This is a genomic window from Tenacibaculum gallaicum (assembly GCF_003387615.1).
GTDB lineage: Bacteria > Bacteroidota > Bacteroidia > Flavobacteriales > Flavobacteriaceae > Polaribacter > Polaribacter gallaicus.
The window spans coordinates 499,803-517,868 of sequence record NZ_QUNS01000001.1 but is presented as its reverse complement, the minus strand read 5'-3'; the positions used below and the strand labels follow the sequence as shown (position 1 = coordinate 517,868).

The window sequence follows — 18,066 nt, the reverse complement described above, 5'->3', positions numbered from 1 at the left end:
ATAAGAAAAAAAATGAAGGGCTTATTAACTACCATTCTATTATTTTTAGTAGTGGTAAACACGGTAGCACAAGAGGGAAATATTAGTGGTACTGTACTAGACAACAACAATGAACCTTTGGTAGGGGTTACTATTATTGTTAAAGGGACAAAAAATGGAGTACAAACTGACATTGATGGTAACTTTACATTATCTAACACAAAGGGAAAAACAACATTAATAGTATCTTATGTTGGTTTTAAAACGAAAAACATAAGTACTAATAGTGGTACAAAAAACTTAGTAATTACCTTATATGAGGGTAATGAAATACTTAATGAAGTTACTATTGATACTCATAGAAAAAACAAATTTTCAAGAAAGAAAACAGCTTATGTAGCTAAATTACCTTTGAAAAATATTGAAAATGCTCAGGTGTATAGTACAGTTACCAATCAACTATTAGTATCACAGTCTGTTACTAGTTTTGAAGAGGCTTTAAAAAACACAACAGGTGTTGAAAAGTTATGGTCATCTACTGGTAGAGGTGGTGATGGAGCAGGTTTTTACTCTATCCGTGGTTTTTCTGTTCAACCACAATTAGTGAATGGTGTTCCTGGAATTACAAATGGGTTTATAAACCCAGACAATGTTGAAAGAATTGAAGTTGTAAAAGGACCTTCTGCTACCTTATACGGTAGTACTGTAACTTCTTACGGCGGTTTAATTAATATTGTTACTAAAAAACCATACAAAGGAACAGGAGGAAATATTACCGTTGGTGGAGGTTCTTTCGGGTTTAAAAAACTAACAGTAGATCTTAACACAAACTTTGAGGATAATGAAAATATCTCATTACGATTAAACGCTGGATATCAAACACAAGATAGCTTTCAAGATGCTGGGTTTAGAAAAGCATTATTTTTAGCCCCATCTGTTTCTTACAAAGTAAACAATAGGTTAACTTTAAACTTTAACTATGAACTTTCTTCAACAGATCAAACAAATCAGGCTTTCTTATTTTTAAACAGGTCAGCCCCACTTACCTATAAAAATTTAGAAGAATTAAACTACGATAGAAATAAGTCATTTACAAACAATGATATCTCTATTAAAAACCCAACGCAAAACTATAGAGGGGAAATAGCTTATAAAATTACTGATAACTGGTCTTCTCAAACAATTATAGCTGGCGGTAATGCTAAATCTAAAGGATACTATACATATTTATACAATGTTCAAAATGATTTATTTGGAACGTATGCTATAAAATCAGATGCAGAAACAAATACACTTACATTACAACAAAACTTTACCGGTGATTTTAAATTAGGTTCTTTAAGAAACAGGTTAGTTATTGGTGTTGACTATCTAGATTCTCAAATTTTAGACAATAGTACTAACCAAAGAGGAATTAATGTTGTAAACCCTCAAGGTCAATTAATACCTGTACCACCTGCTTTTGGTTTTCCTAATTTACCAACTACAAGAGCAAATATTGATGCTGTTTTAGCTAGCTCTGCAAGGGCTGATTCTGATATTAATCAAAATGTTCTTAGTGGTTATATTTCTGATGTTGTAAACATTTTACCAGAACTATCGGTAATGGCAGGGGTTCGTTATGATAGGTTTAATTATAAAGGTGATGCAAACGACCCAAGTGACGATGAAAAAGAATATACTAAATCTACTTTTTCTCCTAAATTCGGAATTGTTTACCAACCAATTTTAGATCAACTATCTGTTTTTGCTAATTATCAAAATGGTTTTTCTTATGTTAATCCAGAAAGAGTTCCTGTTGACATCGCCAACCCTGACGGAGATTCTAAGTTACAATCTTATGATTTAGAACAAGCAAACCAATTAGAGTTTGGTATAAAAACAAATTTATTTAATAATAAACTGGAAACTACTTTAAGTTATTATGACATAACAGTTAAAGATAAAGTTATGGGGTTCGGTGCTAATAAACAACAAGACGCTACTGTTAAAAGTAAAGGTTTTGAACTAGAAATGAATGCTAACCCTGTTAACGGATTAAACTTACGTGGTGGTATTAGCTATAATGATGCTAAAGTAACAAAATCAAAATCTAGACCTGATTTAGTTAATAAACGTTTAGCTGAAGCAGGCCCTGAAACTTCTTATAATTTTTGGGCTGATTACAAATTTCAAGAAGGAGCTATTAAAAACGTAGGTTTAGGTTTTGGGTTAAATGGTGCAAGTAAATATAATACAATGGTAGGTTATCCTGCTGCAGGTGATTTTTACCTGCCTGCCTATACTATTTTTAATGCCTCAATTTATTATGAAGTTGATAAGTTTAGAATTAGTGTAAAAGGAAATAATTTAGCAAACGAAGAATATTATACAGGATGGAGTACCATTACTCCTCAAAATCCAAGAGCCTTCTTAGGAACTATAAGTTATAAGTTTTAAATATGAATATCTATTTGAATTATTAAATGTTGCAAACACAAAACTCTGAACTTTTATGTTCAGGGTTTTGTTATTTCATTGAACTACTATGAAAACAGTTACTTTTCTTTTTATTTTCATCGGATGTTATGCATTGTATAACACTTCTGAAAAAGCATTATTAATTAAGAATACCCTCTTACAAAAATGGTTTCATAATAATAAACGTAATACTAGTATAATTGGAGTAATCACCTTATTGATAGGCTTGCTCTTGTCAATAAACTTTTTTGGCCTTTCTGCTGGAATTATTACTTGGATTGTAACTGCCTCTATATTTCTAAGTCTTATCATTCTCATCACCCCATTAAGAGTGGTAAACTACACCTTTCTAACTGCTTTATTTATGTTAACTTTTTTAATAGAACTCATATTTTAATATGCCTGCTAATTCTAAATATTTAAACCAATCACCTTGGCAGCAGTTTGCAAAAATCTCTGCAGGTCTAATTGGTGGATATATCATAAGTGCCTTATTACATATGTGTTTAGTTTTATGGCTACCAAACCCAAAAGAAGTACTAATCACATCTATCTATACCATTTTTATTGCTTGGGGAGCTCTGTTAATTGTTCCTTTCTTATTTAAAAATGGATGGAAAGCTTGGGTAATATATCTCACAGTTTCAGTAATCCTATATGTAATTTATTACTTAGGAAATCAACAAAATCCATTTGTATAATGAGTAATAGAAATTACAATGTGTTCTTTAACACACATACAGTTAGCGGTATTGTTATAAGTGTAGCCTTGTATGTTATCTTTTTTACTGGGGCATTTGCGCTTTTTAAAGATGAAATTGAAGCTTGGGAAGATGGCAAACATTCACAAAATATAGTCAGAGAGAACATTAATTATGATTTTTTATTAAAAAAGCTTTCTGAAAATCATCATTTAACGAGTAGAGATATTCGTTTTTACTTGGGACATGAAAGTGATAATATCTATGTGTTAACCTCAGCTGCAAAAGATACAGTAAACATTCCTGATGAGGCAAAATACCAAAATTATCAAGCTATAAATATACATACTGGAGAAACTGCTTCTTATACAGAAAAATATAGCTTAGGAGAGTTTTTATACCGTTTACATTTCTTTACGCAAATACCTACTATTGGAATTTACCTCGCTGGTTTTGTATCCTTATTCTTTTTGTTTGCCATTGTTACTGGAGTGATTGTTCATTGGAAAAAAATTATTTCAAACTTTTATCAGTTCAATCCTAAAATAGCTTTAAAAAGAGTGTGGACAGATGCACACACAGCATTAGGTATTATTGGACTCCCTTTTCAATTTATGTACGCTGTTACTGCGGCTTATTTTTGCCTAAGCCTTTTTGTTTTACTACCTGCTAACTTTTTATACGGGGGAGACCAAACAAAGTTAATGGAAGATTTACGCCCCGACCGTAAAACTTATGAATGGGTTGCTAAAACTGATAAAACACTTCCAAGTGTAAATAAATTTGTAGAAGAAAACACCAATCGCTGGTCTCATTTTAACCCTACCTATGTTTTAATTAAAAATTACGGAGGTACCAATATGAAATATTTTCTTATTGGAGAGTTAGATTATAAAGAACGTTTTTTAAGTTCAGGAATGGTTATTTATGATTTAGAAACTAATAAAACTTCAGTGATAAGAAACCCTAATGAAAGTAAATACACAGACGATATTCAGCTTTCTATGGGACGTCTTCATTATGGAAATTTCGGAGGAATTGCCGTAAAAGTTATTTATTTTGTTTTAGCACTTATTACATGCTTTGTAATTATAACTGGTGTGTTGATTTGGATAGAAGCTCGTAACAAAAAAAGCATGAGTTTAAAACAACGTCTATACACTGCCAAGGTAGGACATATTTATCTTGCTATTTGCTTGTCTTTGTACCCTGTTACCGCTTTATTTTTCTTGGTAGTAAAACTTTTACCTGAAATTTATCAAACCCAAAAAATGAGTATTTTATACACTTGGTTTTTTGTCGTTTGGTTATTAGCAACCCTCTATTTTAGATTTAAACGAGATAATTATTTCACAAACAAAGCTACTTTGTTAGCAGGAGCTGTTCTTGGGTTTTTAGTTCCTGTTGTTAGTGGTATTGTTTCCAACAACTGGATTTGGAACACCTACAAAGCGAAGCAATTTGACATTCTTACAATCGATTTATTATGGATAGCCATCTCAATTACTGCACTATTTATTTACCTTAAAATTAAACCAGAAATAAAAGCTAAAAGCGCTTTTACAAAACATCCTATAGATTATAAAAATCGTAAACAACTGTTAGCTGAAGAAGCTAAAAAAGCGACTCAAGTTATAAGTACCGAAGAGAAGAATAAATTATTAAAAGATAAAAATCACATCCCTATGAGAACAAAAATTAGTATCCTTTGGATATTTTTAGCAATCGGTTGGATAGTTCACCATATATACGGGCTATTTAATATATACTACAATGAAACTTTAGTAATGGAGGGTGCAACAGGTGAAGCTCCTTTTGCACATCACATATATCGTATTTTATTTGAAGGAATGTGCTTACTGTTTGGTTTGCTAACTATTGAACTTTCTAAAAAATGGTTTAAGATAGCTTCACTTGTTTGGGCAAGTATTGCCAGTTTATACAATGTATACCACTTCTTTGAAGCTATTCTTCATGAAGCTAATAATATATCTGAGATATTCATGCTTCTTTTGGTAGCTATAGCTAGTATATTTTTAATTATTAACATTTACAAGTGGATTAAAGACGAATAAAAAACCTAGTATAGGCTCATTCCCCATTTCCTATATCCCCCGTATTTATGGAAATAGTTACTGCCAACAACAAAAAGTCACAGTTAAAAAAAATTCTGTGCCTTAAAACAAAGAGTATGGACTGTGGTATAAAAACTTCAGTCTATACAATTAATTCTCTTTATGGTAAAGGAATTATAACAAGTTATTATTTTGGTGGCTTACTAATCAACTTAATTAACGCTAAATTCAAAGAAGATTTTCTTTTTATCTCCAGCAATAATAGCAATAACTTTAACGCTTTAGAACTTTCTGTTTTAATAGATGGGGAAAAAATTATTCGTTTTTCTAGCTTAAAAAATGATCTTATTATTGAAAAAAATGAAAGTTATCTCTTACATGATAATGACGATGATAAAATTGTTTTTTACAGAAATAAACATATAAATGAAGTTAAAATTAAGATGTATGATTCTTTTATTGAAAAACACCAAATGCAGGCTCTTTTTTCTGGCAATGAGACTCTTAACTTAAATACCACACAACAACTAACTTCTAATATGGAAAAGATAGTTAATGACATGCTCACTAACTCGCAAAAAGGCTTGTTAAAGCGTCTTTTTTTAGAATCAAAAGTCTTAGAGTTAATGCATTTACAGTTAAATATTCATTCTAAGAAAAGAAATAGTTCTAATGAAAACATTCTTAAAAAAGTATATAAAGTAGAAGCTATACTCCAAACCAATATTCATGAACAAATATCAATACAGCAACTTGCTCGTAAAGTACTATTGAATCAAAATGTTTTAAAAAATGAGTTTAAGAAATTGTTTGGTGAAACTATTTTTAATTACACCAAAAACTTGAGAATGAATAAGGCTAAAAGCTTATTAACCCATACTCAAAAACCCATTTATGAGATAGCTGACATGGTAGGGTATAAAAACCCTACACATTTTACAGCTGCTTTTAAAAAGTTTGAAAAAACAACTCCAAAAGAGTTTCGAAAAAATTATAATTACAAACCATAAATTAAGATTTTAACTCGTACTTCAATTTTCTTAATTGTGCATTTATAACCAATTCCATTCTACGTAAACTCTCACTTTCTAAATTCAAACAAGCATCTACCCACATAGCAGTAATATCTTTCAACTCTTTCTTCTGTAAGGGAAAAACTCTTTTTATACATTTATAATGGTTGTATTGAAAACTAAAACTTGATTTTTTTATATAATTTATAACAGATGATACTCCCGTTTCTTCATTAAAAACACAATCTACCAAACCCATTTTTTCTAATTCTTCAGCCTCATATGTATTTCCCGTATATAATACTTTAAGAGCTGTTTTTATATTTAGTTTTCTACATAAAAAGCTATAAGCTCCCATACCCGGAAAAAGATGAAACTTGTTTTCTGGTAAACAAAATTTAGCCGACTTATGAGATAGTATAACATCATGCGCCATTACACATTCAAAACCTCCTCCGTAAGCATTTCCTTCAACTAAAGCTATGCTTAGTGCAGGCAACCCAAAAGTATTATAGATGTTGTAAATAGCGTCTATACATAAATTAGCATATTCCGATAATGCTTCTTTATTTTCAGATTTGATGTTTTTTAAAAAATAGGGTAAATCTCCCCCTAGATTATATACCTCTTTATGTGTAGATGCCGATACAATATATTTTAATGGATACACCTTGTCTGCAAACATCATTTTTAAATCTTTAGCAAAATCTTTAAACTCCCATAATATTTCTGGTGAAAAATTCGGAACACCTTTTGACTTAATACTCCAAACAATCATCTCATGTTCTGGATAATAGTCTACTTTAAAATTTTCATATTGTTTTATCATCCTTTTTTATTTTTAGCGTGTACTTAATGGGTTCTTTTTAAGCCTAAATTTCCAAGCTTCATCTCTATATTCTTTTGCTTTTTTCCCTCCATCGATGTGATTCCATCCTGGGGGCTTAAAAAGGTATTTTACTTTATCTAGTAACGTAGGAGCTTTTTTTACATCCATCCATAATTCTTTCCATAATAAAAATTGCACATGCCATAAGTTCTCACTATTAAGTTTCTCATGCATAATCCCATACAATATTTTTTCATTATCCAATTCTTTTTGAAACGTTTTAAATAAACGATCCCAAATACTAAAGGTTTCGCCATAATTTCTATCTAAATAAATATGATTTTTTGCATGATGTACTCTATGGACTGACGGTGTTATTAATAGTTTATCTAACCATTTTTGCTTTCCTATAACTTTTTCATTCACATGTGTTAATGTTGCATAAAGACGTGCAATGGGTTCAATTACAAAAATCATTAATGGATGAAAACCTAGTATTGGAAGCCATATAAAGTTAAACGGTGTAAAAAACACATCAAAAATTGACCCTCTTGCAACAACAGTTAAATTCATTTCTTCTGCCGTATGATGTACTCCGTGTATGCACCATAAAACTCGAACCTTGTGTCCTAAAAAATGAATAAAAAACACAGTAAAATCATACAACAAATATGCTGAAACCCATATATACCATTGAAAACCTAGAGTAAAAACTCTATTTTCATACAACCAAAACATGGTACCAACAATAAATATTTTTGATAACAAGAAGTAAGGAATACTTTGTATTAGGTACGATATAACACTTACTACTCCTTCTTTATTTTTTTCTACATAACTTGTTACAATAAGTATTCCCCATTCAACAAGCATTAAAACAAGTACTATTAGACTCATATGCTCTAATTTTCCTGCAAGTATTTCTATAGATGGTAAATTCATATTATTAAACTATTTATTAGAAAAATTCTTTTTTAAAAATGCAGCTATTTGTACTACTGCTGCCTTTGATGCTACTGTTTCTCGCAAGGAGTTCAGTACTATAAAATCGTGTATTGTTCCCCCATATCTAGTTGAAACTACTGGTACACCTGCCATTCTTAGCTTTTTTGCATAGGCTTCTCCTTCATCTCTTAACACATCATATTCTGCTGTTATTAAAAGTGTTTTAGGTAAGTTTTTAAGCTGTTTTAAAGTTGCTTTTAGCGGAGCTACAGTTGCTAATGAGTATAATTTCTTATCTGGTACGTATACATTCCAAAACCACTTCATTGTTGCTCTAGTTAAATAATGCCCTTTTGAAAATTGTTCATACGATTTCGTATTTAAATTGGTATCGGTTACTGGGTATAATAACACTTGTCCTAACAACTTAGGGGCTCCTCTTTGTTTCGCCATCATAGCTACAACTGTTGTCATATTTCCTCCCACACTATCTCCTCCAACAATAATTCTATTTGTATCTAGCCCATATTGTTTTCCATATTTTGAGATGAATAAAGTTGCCGCATACCCTTCTTCATTTGCTATAGGGTATTTAACCTCTGGTGCTCTTGAATACTCTACAAAAACAATCGCTACATTTGCTTTTAAAGCTAAATCTCGCATTAATCGTTTATGTGTTTCAAAGCTATTAAACACCCATCCCCCTCCATGAAAATAGAGTAGTACAGGTAGTAATTTTTCAGCTTTTTTAGGCTTTACAATTACTACATTTACTCGTCTGTTTTGTTCTTTAAAAGAAACCTTGGTAAAGGTTACTTTATCGTAGGTTAAGGTGGAATCTTTTTGCATGTTTTCCATGGCATTCCTTCCTATATCTAAAGGTAAGTCTTGCAATGGTGGACCTTGATAAGAATGAATAACTTCTAAAAATTCTTGAACCTGTGAATCTAAGCCATCGCTTCCCGCTAAGTTTACCTGTGTATACATTTTTACTCCTATAAACAAGCTCAGCACAATAAATATCTTCTTCATAATTATGTAATTGCTTGTTTTATTCTTTTTGTAGATGAAGCTTGTTTTTGCTTTTTAATTAGTTTAATTACTCTTTCCTTTGTCCAAAGAGTACTAAAGGTTAGCAATGTAATTCCTATAATAATTGCTAATAGTTTTAACTGACTTGTTTGTGATGAATACCCAAAAAGCAATACTCCCCAGTATACAAGTACCCACTGTACTAAATAAAATGTTGTTACATTTTTACTTGAGTAATAAATTACATCATATAGTTTGTTGTGTGGAATACAGATTACTAATATGTGTCCAAACCAAACTAAAAATAAATTCACTCCTATAAAAACTATGGTTCCTCCTGGCCCTAAATGATAGTAATCACCAAAATGATATTCGTAATTATAATAGCATAACGCTACACCTATACACATAAATAAAACACCTGAAACTAGCATTCTTTTATATGTCAAAACAATGTTATTGTTACTTTCCTGGTACCACATTCCAAAAAATAATCCTATTAAAATAAACGACATCCATGGAAATACAGGAAAGTAAACATTGTAGGTTTTCCCCCATAATAAGTCACATATATAATCTAGCCCAATAATGTTAGGTTTATAACCACTTAATTCTCCTGTAAAAAAGACAATAAGTAATGCTAAGATTAAGGCTGCATACTTGTTTTTAATAAACTTGATTATAATTCCCATAATAATCAAGGAAATCCCAGCTAATTGCAAAATATCTCCCAATAAAATAAAAAACAGGTAATTATATGAATCTCCTAGAGTTAGCCCGTTACCTTCAATAAAAGCTCTAGGAAACCCTCCAAATAACAACATAGGCACTGCAAATCTTAAAATATTAAGTAAATACCCTTTAGCTAAAATGTTTATTCCTCTTTTAAAGATTTTAAACATGCTTAACTTACTTGAAAACACAAAAGAAAACCCCATTACAACTAAAAACATAGGAGTTCCTTTTTCTAATACTTGAGCTACCTTTCCTAAAAAAGAATTATTCCAAGTATCCATCGTTGAATATATAATCATGGAATGAACAGGTATCATAGATAAAACACTAATTCCTCTTGCCATATCTATGGCCAATACTCTCTTTTTTTGTTCCATTTTTTATTTTTTAAAATGCCAACTTAATTTTTTAGATAGTGGCTTTCGTTTTCTATTTACTTTAGGAAGATTTTCTTTTACATGCCCTATAAAAAAAACACCTAAAAATTGCTCATTTTCTTCTAAGCTAATTTCTTTTTCACCATACTTTATAGTTGCTATACTGGTATCCCAATAGCTTCCTAAATTTAAACTTGTACAGCTTAACCACATGTTTTGTACTGCGCTTGAAATAGCTGCAATTTCTTCCCATTCCGGTAGTTGTGCTCTTTTACTAGGCTTAAAAATCACTCCTATCATGCTGGCTTTACTGGCATACGTTTTAGTTTCTCTATAACGTTCGTTAGAAAACTCATCTTCTGAATACAGTTTTCGATAATAATTAGCCATAAACTCACCTAATGTTTCTCTATGTTTTCCTTCTAACACTACAAATCTCCATGGTTGTGTTAATTTATGAGTTGGTGCCCATAGAGCATTGATTACAATTGCTTCAATCGTTTCCTTCTCTATTTTTCTATCGGAAAAATCATACGCGTAGGTGGTTTTTCGCTCTTGTATAGTTTTAGTTATCTGTTTAAAACTCATATTAAATACTTTCTAAAGATTGTACCTTTTTTACTGTTTCTTTTTTAAACTTCGCAAGCGGGTTTTTTAATACTCCTTCTAACTTTAAACTTTCAATTGGATTAGCTAAACTGAGCATTTGTTTGGTATTACTTAACTGCAACCTATTCAAACAACAGCGATCAAATTCTTTAACAAATAAATCGTATTGCTTATATTTTTCTGAAAACTCAGGATGCTGTTCTTGATATTCATACACACAATCTGCCACTAATTCCCAGAAATTGTCTTCTGAAAAGTTTATATAACTATCTAACTGTTGTGTCATAAAGCGGAAAAAACAATCAAACACATCTGTAAAAATTGAAAGCACTTTCATTTTATCAGAAGCCTTAGCAAACAATCTTTTAGCATGCTCAGGTAAGTGCATTGTTTCGTTAAAAACAATAACCTCTTCAGTAATATCTTTCATTAACACATGCACTGGTGTATTTTCTTCTAATACTAGAAGAAGATTTTCTCCGTGAGGCATAAACACAAACTCGTACTTATAAAAACAGTGTAGTAAGGGTGCTAAATAGGCTTTTAAATAACGTTGAATCCAGGTAGTGGTGTTATAAGGTGATGCTTCTATTAAAGCTGCTAACAATGATTTGTCTTGGTAATCTACATGCAATAAAGCAGCCATCGTAAACACGCGTTGATTGGAGCTTATTTTTGTAAACGGACTCTCACGCCACAAAGCTGATAACATTTTGTTATGCGGATTCGTTTTTCCTAAAGTTTCATAGTAATGATTGTGATACCCTACTGTTGCCACTTCTCCTAGCATGGTAAATCCATTGTTTTGTAGGTAGGCGTCGTCTGCTAACAGATCTGTTATCCATTGGGTAATGTGCGGCGTACTTTGCATGTAATATGGAGAAAGTCCGCGCATAAACCCCATATTTAAAATAGATAGCGCCGTTTTAGTATATAATTTTTCTGGATGTGAAGCATTAAAAAGCGTTCTAATAGATTGCTGCGCTGAAAAATCATCATCACTTTCTCCTACTAAGATGATATTTTTTTGAGCAATATCTGCTCCAAAAACAGCTACAATTTTGTTTTTCCATTGCCATGGATGCACAGGCATAAAAATGTAATTTTCAGTAGCTACATTTTGCTTCTTTACAACTTCTTTAAATAATGCTAATTTTTCTTTTCCTAATTCGCTCTCTAAAAGTTTTTCATACTCATAATTTTTAACAGCCGTGCAGGTCGCATATTTTTTATGAGCTGCAATCCATATGAGTTTAAACGGTTGATTGCTTTCTGGTGCATATTTTTGATAATCTTCAATATTGAATCCTATTCTTCCATTGTTCGCTACAAAACATGGGTGACCTTCAGTCATAGCATGTTCAATTTCTTGAAAAGTTTTTTCAGCTAATTCATTTGCTGAAAACTTCTCGTTAATATACTTATATGCTGCTCCTGAAAGTGTACTTGTTATTTCCTCTAAATAAGTTGCTAAAAACTCATCAGGAATACCAAGAGTGTTTTGAAACTCTGTTATAAAATGTAGTGCATCTAAATAAACTTCATTCAATACATTATTCTTTTTAATAATGCTTTTTTCATCTACCAACCAATGATCAAGAGCATACTTTTTTGCTTTAAATTGATACGTAAACTCATTATTATCTGAGGTAACCTGGTATATGCAACCATCTGTTTCTTCTGAAATAAATTCAGGAGTTAAAATAAGCTCATGTGAAAACTCGCTGATTGCTTTTTTTATTAATTGACGATTTACAAAGCTCCATACTTCGGGTTGTAAATGTGCTATATTATTTGTCATGTTCTTCTAATTTGGTTAAAGCTGATTGGTACATCTCTCTTGTACAAAAAGCTAAGGCTGCTTTTTTATGGGGCAACTCAATTTCTTTTTGATATTCAAAACCTGCTTTTTTGTTTAGCGCATGGATTTTTTCGTTGTTTACGTCAGGTTCTACAACAATTCTTTCCACTTCTGATAAACTGAAAAAATAATCGATAATAGTTGTAAACACATGCCATGTAAACTGCGGTATTCTTTTTTCTATTGGCGCTACCAAAACATGCATTCCATAATCGTTTTCTTGTACATCGTAATAGTCTGCTATGCTATCTTTTGATGCTTTGTAGCGCTCCATTAAAAACACTGGGGTATTACCTATCATTCCTACATAACTATGATGGTGTTGATTATTTTCTATTTCTTGATATTCGGCATATACTTCTTCTACAGACTTGTCTAACATTCCCCAGTATTTTGCATAGGGTTGTGTTACCCAACGATGCAACATTGGTGTGTCTATTTCCAATTGAAATGGACGAATACTGATTACCCCCAACCCAGTAATTTCTTTACTGAATACTTTTTGATGCGTTTGAACCATAATTATACTTCTTGGGTTTTAAATGCTGCAATCGGGTTTTTCAATATTCCTGCAAACTGTAATAAGGCTACAGGATCATCTAAATCAATCATTTGTTTATGATTATTTAATTGCAACCTGTTTAAACATGAAAGTTTAAAGTCTTCAGCAAACAAATCATACTGCTTAAACTTGCCTGACAATTCAGGAAACTGCTCTTGATATTCTTGAATATTTTCTGCTACGAGCTCCCAAAAAAGATGCTCTCCATAATTTGCATGTTCTTCTAAAATTGGTGCTAGAAAACGGAAGAACCCATCAAACATATCTGTAAATATTGATAGTAGTTTTACGTCTTCAGGTACAGGCGCATACATTCTTTTCAATTCTTCTGGTAATGCAACTTCAGAGTTTAAAATACAGGCTTCTTCAGTAATATCTTTTAGTAAAGCATAAGCTGGAATGTTATTTTCTAATACCAAAATAATGTTTTCTCCATGTGGCATAAACACCAAATCATAATAGTAAAAACAATGTAACATGGGACTTAAGTAAGCTTTTAAATAGCTTCGTAACCAGTTATCTATTGAAACTCCAGAGTCTTTAATAATCTCTGGTAACAATGCTTTTCCGTGATGATCTATATGTAATAATGCTGCCATCGTTAGTGGTTTTTGGTTTTCTTTAACCACAGAATATGGACTTTCTCTCCATAACGATGCTAACATTTTATTGTAATCGTTGTGTGAACCAAACTCTTCAAAATATGGGTTCACATAACTCACCGAGCCTATTTCGCTTAACATTCTAAATCCGTTTGTCTTTATATAAGCATCGTTATATAATAGGTTTTCTAACCAAACTGCCATTTTTGGAGCTGTTCCTAAATAGTATAAAGGCAATCCTCTCATAAAACCCATGTTTAAAATGGATAATGCAGATTTGGTATAAAATTTCTGCGGCTTGCTTATATTGAATAACGTTCTAATTGACTGTTGTGCTAAGTATTGATCTGATCCGTATCCTAAGCAAATTAAATCTCCTTTAGCTACTTCTGAAGCAAAAATTGTAGCTAGTTTGTTAAACCATTGCCATGGATGAACAGGTATAAATAAGTAGTCTTTTGGACTGAAGCCTTTTTCTTCAATTATTTTATTGAACTGTGCTATGATGTCGGTATCTAATTCTTGATGTATTAGGGTTTCATAAGGCAATGCTTCTATTGCTGAAAAAACTGCTTTTGATGTATGTCCTGCTAACCATAATAACGAAAAAGAATTTCCTGCTTCTGGTGAATATGAACGATAATCGCTACTATCAAAGCCTATTCTACCATTATTTGCTACAAACCCTGGATGCCCTTCGGTCATAGATTGTTCTATCGTTTGAAAATCGGCTGTTGCTAATTCTTCTACGGTAGGGTTTCCTTTGGTAATTTTAAATGCACTTCCGTATAGTGTGCTTATAATTTCTTCTAAATACACAGGCATTTTTTCATCAGCAATTCCTAATGCTTTCCTAAATTCTTTTATGAATGTAATTGCATCAATTTCTTCTTCAATTTCTTTTATATATTTTCTTATTGAGTTTTCATCAATCATCAAATGATTCAAAGCCATTGGTTTTGCTTTAAACTCATATTGGATTTCTTTATCATCCGCATCAACTTTATACAGTTTGTATCCGTTGTCTAACTCTTGAATTATTGCTGGTTGTATTAATAGTTCATGCGAAAACTCACACAGCGCTTTTTTCACTAGTAATAAGTTGGCTTTTTGCCACACTTTTGGTTGTATATGTTGTGTTGATTGTTGTGGAGAAACCACATTGTCTAAGGTATTCATGGCGCTTCTTTTTAATGGTGAAAAGGATTGTATTTTTTGTTGGTAATTGGTTTTAGTTAAAAATGCTAATTGCGCTGTTTTGTTAGGAAGTTCTATTACATTTCCTAGTTGAAACCCTATACGTTGACACAGTGCAAACATTTTTTTGTTTCGAATATCGGGTTCTACAACAATTCTATTAATAGTTGGGTTTGTAAAAATAAAATCCATTATTGCTCGAAACATAAACCACGTAAAGTTTGGTGTTTTAGTGTTTTTTGGTGGTGCTATAATGATATGTATACCGCAATCAGATGTTTTCGCTTTAAAAAAGTTATTAATAATATCTAGTTGCGGATTGTAACGTTCTACTACAAATGCGGGTTCATTATTAAACATTCCTACAAAAACATCGTAATGCTTGGGTGATGTTAATTGAGCATATTCTTCTTCAACTTCTTTTATTGTTGCATTTTGCATTCCCCAAAAAACAGCATATTCTTTAGTTACCCATTGCCGAAAAAAAACGCTGTCTTTTTTTATTTGAAAAGGACGGATGGTAATTGTTCCAAAATCTTTATACTCTTTTGAAAAAACTATGGTATCTGTTGTTATCATAATTTAGGTTTTAGCTAGTTGTTTATGTACTTTCCGTACCGATTTAAATACGATAAAGTACAAGACTAATGTGAGTGTAAAACCTCCTAACGCAATGATAAAAGGTACTCGTAAACCGAAACTATCAACTATAATCCCTACATTTAAAGATGCTATTAGCACCCCTAAGTTTTGAAAGAAGTGTATTTTACTATAATCTACTGAGTATGATTCTGGTGTACTTAATTCAAATAATAAAATATCGAATTTTACAACTCCTTGAAAAATTGCCCAACCATAAATAATTCGTCCTAAAAAGACTGCTGATTCATTGGGTATTCCTTGTAGCACAAGTCCAATTAATCCTATACACAAAGCATTTATAATTCCTTCGTGTCCTTTTGATTTTCGCTTGTTGTTAATCCACAATGCTACCAAGGCTACAAAACCTGGGATGGCATAGATAGTACCTGAAACCAATTTGCTTTTGTACGTTGAAAAACTTTCCCAATATGATGAAAAGAAAGGTCTAATTAAAAAGTCGCTGAAGTATAGTATAAGTGTAATTAAACCTAATTTCAAGATAAATCCTTTCGGAATGTTTTTTTTATCGGTAATTATTGGTTCTTCGGAAATAATTAAATCAGTAGCATACCTTTTACTTTTTAATAAATAGGCACTCATAGTCATTTGTATAAAATCTCCTGCTGCCATGATTAAAAAAATACTGCTTGGGTTTATATAATCTACTGTTATACCTCCCAACACCGCTCCTAAAATTCCTCCTAAATGCACCACTACTGAAAGCAACCCGATCGTACTTGGATGTTCTTCTTTTGTAATGATTTTTAAAATGTACGGATATACCAGTAAATAACTTCCTTTAAATAGTACCATAATAAGAGATACAACCCAAAAATTAATGTACGATGTGGTGTAGTAGCAATACAATGCTAATACGCCTGCAATTGCTTGGGTGTATACTAGAATATTTAATTCTGATATTTTTTTAGAAACATATGCCCAAAATGGAAATGCAATCATTACCATAAAACAGATGGCTGCAAAATAGTATCCAACATTTTTAGGGTTTGTCATTCCAAAACGAAGCTCAAAAAATTGTGGATAAAATGGATGCAGTAAATAATCACTTACTACTGCAACCAACGTCATTACTATTAAAAATGTTTTTAACTTCATCCCCTTATGCAAAGACATTGAGTTCTATTTCTTCTTCTTGTGTAACCTCAAACTGCTGAAATGCTATCTTTTGCTCAATAGAATAATGTTCTATTCCTGTTATTTCTTTAATTATATAAGAATTTCTGTAGGCAGCCATCCCTAAATCTGGTGTAACAAATCCATGCGTATATAGTTCTACATTTTGAACAAAAATTTCATTATGATTTTCATCAATTGAGTAGTTACGCTGCACGTCAAATCGATTTTTAACATCCCACAGAATTCTATTTGAAATTCCTTCAATAAACTCTGGTAATTTATATTCATATCCTGTGGCAAGGAGAAGTCCATCAGTTTCGTGTTTAAAATATTTATCTTGTTCTACCTGATGAAACTCTAAGTTAATTCCTTCATCTAACACCTTGCTAGTTTTCAATTCAGAATTGGTACGTAATGAAACTTTTAATGGTTCTTTTGATAGGACTCGTTTTGCGTATAACGTATCGTGAATAGCCCCTATTAAATCTTGATTAATTCCTTTGTATAAATGCTTCTGATTTTTTATTAGTGAATCTCTTTTTGATACTGGCAAGTTGTAAAAGTAATCTACATACTCTGGAGAAGTCATTTCTAATGTTAGCTTAGCATACTCTAACGGGAAGAAACGAGGTGAGCGGGTAATCCAGTTAAGTTCATATCCTTTGGTATCTATTTCTTGTAATAAATCAAAAAATATTTCTGCAGCACTTTGACCGCTTCCTAATACTGTTATTCTTTTTTGCTTTTGTAACTGTTCTTTATTAGGTAAATATTGTGATGAATGAACAGCAGTCTCTTTCAACTCTTTACAACAAGTAGGAATGTATGGTTGTGTTCCTGTTCCTAAAACTAGCTTTCTTGCTTTATAAATTTTATTTTTTTGAGTTTTTGTACAAGTACTTGTTACTATATAAATCTTGTTCTGTTGATCATAATCTATATTTGTTACTTCTGTATTAAAATATACATTAGATAGCTTGCTTATTACCCATTGACAATATTGATTATACTCGTTTCTAAGTAATAAGAAATTTTCTCGTATATAAAAAGAATATATTCTACCCTGTTCTTTAATATAGTTTAAAAAACTAAAAGGGCTTGTAGGATCAGCAAGAGTTACTAAATCTGCCATGAAGGGAACTTGTAAAGTTGTATCTTCTAATAACATTCCTGGATGCCAATCAAATTTTTCTTTTTTATCAAGAAATACTCCATTTAAACCTTCAATAGGTTCTGATAAACATGCCAACCCTAAGTTAAAAGGCCCTACACCTATGGCTATAAAATCTACTATATTATTCTTCATCTTT

At 31.5% G+C, this 18,066-nt stretch carries 15 protein-coding genes; 5 read left to right on the top strand and 10 right to left on the bottom strand.

What is annotated here, in order from left to right; genetic code table 11:
* Positions 1–12 precede the first annotated feature (12 nt).
* The 5 genes from C7448_RS02405 to C7448_RS02385 all read left to right on the top strand — a co-directional run bounded on the left by C7448_RS02405 (position 13) and on the right by C7448_RS02385 (position 6,225).
* Entirely contained in the window at positions 13–2,418 is a 2,406-nt protein-coding gene (locus tag C7448_RS02405) for a TonB-dependent receptor (protein WP_115899754.1), read from the top strand.
* 88 nt (positions 2,419–2,506) lie between these two features.
* Positions 2,507–2,836: a hypothetical protein gene (locus C7448_RS02400; protein ID WP_115899753.1), complete on the top strand. Its 330-nt coding sequence runs from the start codon at positions 2,507–2,509 to the stop codon at positions 2,834–2,836.
* Position 2,837: 1 nt separating this feature from the next.
* Positions 2,838–3,140 (top strand): hypothetical protein, encoded by a 303-nt coding sequence (locus C7448_RS02395; protein ID WP_115899752.1) that lies wholly within the window; start codon positions 2,838–2,840, stop codon positions 3,138–3,140.
* Entirely contained in the window at positions 3,140–5,215 is a 2,076-nt protein-coding gene (locus tag C7448_RS02390) for a PepSY-associated TM helix domain-containing protein (RefSeq protein ID WP_115899751.1), read from the top strand. The genes C7448_RS02395 and C7448_RS02390 overlap by 1 nt, the downstream gene beginning before the upstream one ends.
* A 47-nt stretch (positions 5,216–5,262) precedes the next feature.
* Complete coding sequence (locus C7448_RS02385; protein WP_115899750.1) at positions 5,263–6,225, top strand: helix-turn-helix domain-containing protein; 963 nt, start codon at positions 5,263–5,265, stop codon at positions 6,223–6,225.
* 1 nt (position 6,226) lies between these two features.
* Here the strand turns inward: C7448_RS02385 and C7448_RS02380 are convergent, their stop codons facing one another.
* From C7448_RS02380 to C7448_RS02335, 10 genes are read right to left on the bottom strand one after another with little or no spacing between them, the layout of a single operon-like run.
* On the bottom strand, positions 6,227–7,057 hold the full coding sequence (locus tag C7448_RS02380; protein WP_245939415.1) for a crotonase/enoyl-CoA hydratase family protein: 831 nt from the start codon (positions 7,055–7,057) through the stop codon (positions 6,227–6,229).
* A 12-nt stretch (positions 7,058–7,069) separates the two neighbouring features.
* A complete protein-coding gene (locus C7448_RS02375; protein WP_115899749.1) occupies positions 7,070–7,999 on the bottom strand; it encodes a sterol desaturase family protein in 930 nt (309 codons plus the stop codon).
* A 9-nt stretch (positions 8,000–8,008) separates the two neighbouring features.
* Positions 8,009–9,034: an alpha/beta hydrolase gene (locus C7448_RS02370; protein WP_115899748.1), complete on the bottom strand. Its 1,026-nt coding sequence runs from the start codon at positions 9,032–9,034 to the stop codon at positions 8,009–8,011.
* 2 nt (positions 9,035–9,036) lie between these two features.
* A complete protein-coding gene (locus tag C7448_RS02365) occupies positions 9,037–10,146 on the bottom strand; it encodes a heparan-alpha-glucosaminide N-acetyltransferase domain-containing protein (protein WP_115899747.1) in 1,110 nt (369 codons plus the stop codon).
* Between the two features lie 3 nt (positions 10,147–10,149).
* Positions 10,150–10,734, bottom strand: coding sequence for a nitroreductase family protein (locus C7448_RS02360; protein ID WP_115899746.1), 585 nt, complete (start codon positions 10,732–10,734; stop codon positions 10,150–10,152).
* A gap of 1 nt (position 10,735) precedes the next feature.
* On the bottom strand, positions 10,736–12,556 hold the full coding sequence (locus tag C7448_RS02355; protein ID WP_115899745.1) for an IucA/IucC family protein: 1,821 nt from the start codon (positions 12,554–12,556) through the stop codon (positions 10,736–10,738).
* Positions 12,546–13,136, bottom strand: coding sequence for a GNAT family N-acetyltransferase (locus tag C7448_RS02350; protein WP_115899744.1), 591 nt, complete (start codon positions 13,134–13,136; stop codon positions 12,546–12,548). The genes C7448_RS02355 and C7448_RS02350 overlap by 11 nt, the downstream gene beginning before the upstream one ends.
* Positions 13,137–13,138: 2 nt before the next feature.
* Positions 13,139–15,556 carry a GNAT family N-acetyltransferase gene (locus tag C7448_RS02345; RefSeq protein WP_115899743.1) on the bottom strand — a complete coding sequence of 806 codons (2,418 nt, stop codon included), beginning with the start codon at positions 15,554–15,556 and terminating at the stop codon, positions 13,139–13,141.
* A 3-nt stretch (positions 15,557–15,559) separates the two neighbouring features.
* Complete coding sequence (locus C7448_RS02340) at positions 15,560–16,753, bottom strand: MFS transporter (RefSeq protein WP_245939414.1); 1,194 nt, start codon at positions 16,751–16,753, stop codon at positions 15,560–15,562.
* Positions 16,740–18,062: a lysine N(6)-hydroxylase/L-ornithine N(5)-oxygenase family protein gene (locus C7448_RS02335; protein ID WP_115899742.1), complete on the bottom strand. Its 1,323-nt coding sequence runs from the start codon at positions 18,060–18,062 to the stop codon at positions 16,740–16,742. The genes C7448_RS02340 and C7448_RS02335 overlap by 14 nt, the downstream gene beginning before the upstream one ends.
* Positions 18,063–18,066: the final 4 nt, after the last annotated feature.

Excerpts from the sequence above, each read along its gene's own strand:
- C7448_RS02405 (WP_115899754.1), top strand. The coding sequence starts at position 13 with ATGAAGGGCTTATTAACTACCATTCTATTATTTTTAGTAGTGGTAAAC.
- C7448_RS02400 (WP_115899753.1), top strand. The coding sequence starts at position 2,507 with ATGAAAACAGTTACTTTTCTTTTTATTTTCATCGGATGTTATGCATTG.
- C7448_RS02395 (WP_115899752.1), top strand. The coding sequence starts at position 2,838 with ATGCCTGCTAATTCTAAATATTTAAACCAATCACCTTGGCAGCAGTTT.
- C7448_RS02390 (WP_115899751.1), top strand. The coding sequence starts at position 3,140 with ATGAGTAATAGAAATTACAATGTGTTCTTTAACACACATACAGTTAGC.
- C7448_RS02385 (WP_115899750.1), top strand. The coding sequence starts at position 5,263 with ATGGAAATAGTTACTGCCAACAACAAAAAGTCACAGTTAAAAAAAATT.
- C7448_RS02380 (WP_245939415.1), bottom strand. The coding sequence starts at position 7,057 with ATGATAAAACAATATGAAAATTTTAAAGTAGACTATTATCCAGAACAT.
- C7448_RS02375 (WP_115899749.1), bottom strand. The coding sequence starts at position 7,999 with ATGAATTTACCATCTATAGAAATACTTGCAGGAAAATTAGAGCATATG.
- C7448_RS02370 (WP_115899748.1), bottom strand. The coding sequence starts at position 9,034 with ATGAAGAAGATATTTATTGTGCTGAGCTTGTTTATAGGAGTAAAAATG.
- C7448_RS02365 (WP_115899747.1), bottom strand. The coding sequence starts at position 10,146 with ATGGAACAAAAAAAGAGAGTATTGGCCATAGATATGGCAAGAGGAATT.
- C7448_RS02360 (WP_115899746.1), bottom strand. The coding sequence starts at position 10,734 with ATGAGTTTTAAACAGATAACTAAAACTATACAAGAGCGAAAAACCACC.
- C7448_RS02355 (WP_115899745.1), bottom strand. The coding sequence starts at position 12,556 with ATGACAAATAATATAGCACATTTACAACCCGAAGTATGGAGCTTTGTA.
- C7448_RS02350 (WP_115899744.1), bottom strand. The coding sequence starts at position 13,136 with ATGGTTCAAACGCATCAAAAAGTATTCAGTAAAGAAATTACTGGGTTG.
- C7448_RS02345 (WP_115899743.1), bottom strand. The coding sequence starts at position 15,556 with ATGATAACAACAGATACCATAGTTTTTTCAAAAGAGTATAAAGATTTT.
- C7448_RS02340 (WP_245939414.1), bottom strand. The coding sequence starts at position 16,753 with ATGTCTTTGCATAAGGGGATGAAGTTAAAAACATTTTTAATAGTAATG.
- C7448_RS02335 (WP_115899742.1), bottom strand. The coding sequence starts at position 18,062 with ATGAAGAATAATATAGTAGATTTTATAGCCATAGGTGTAGGGCCTTTT.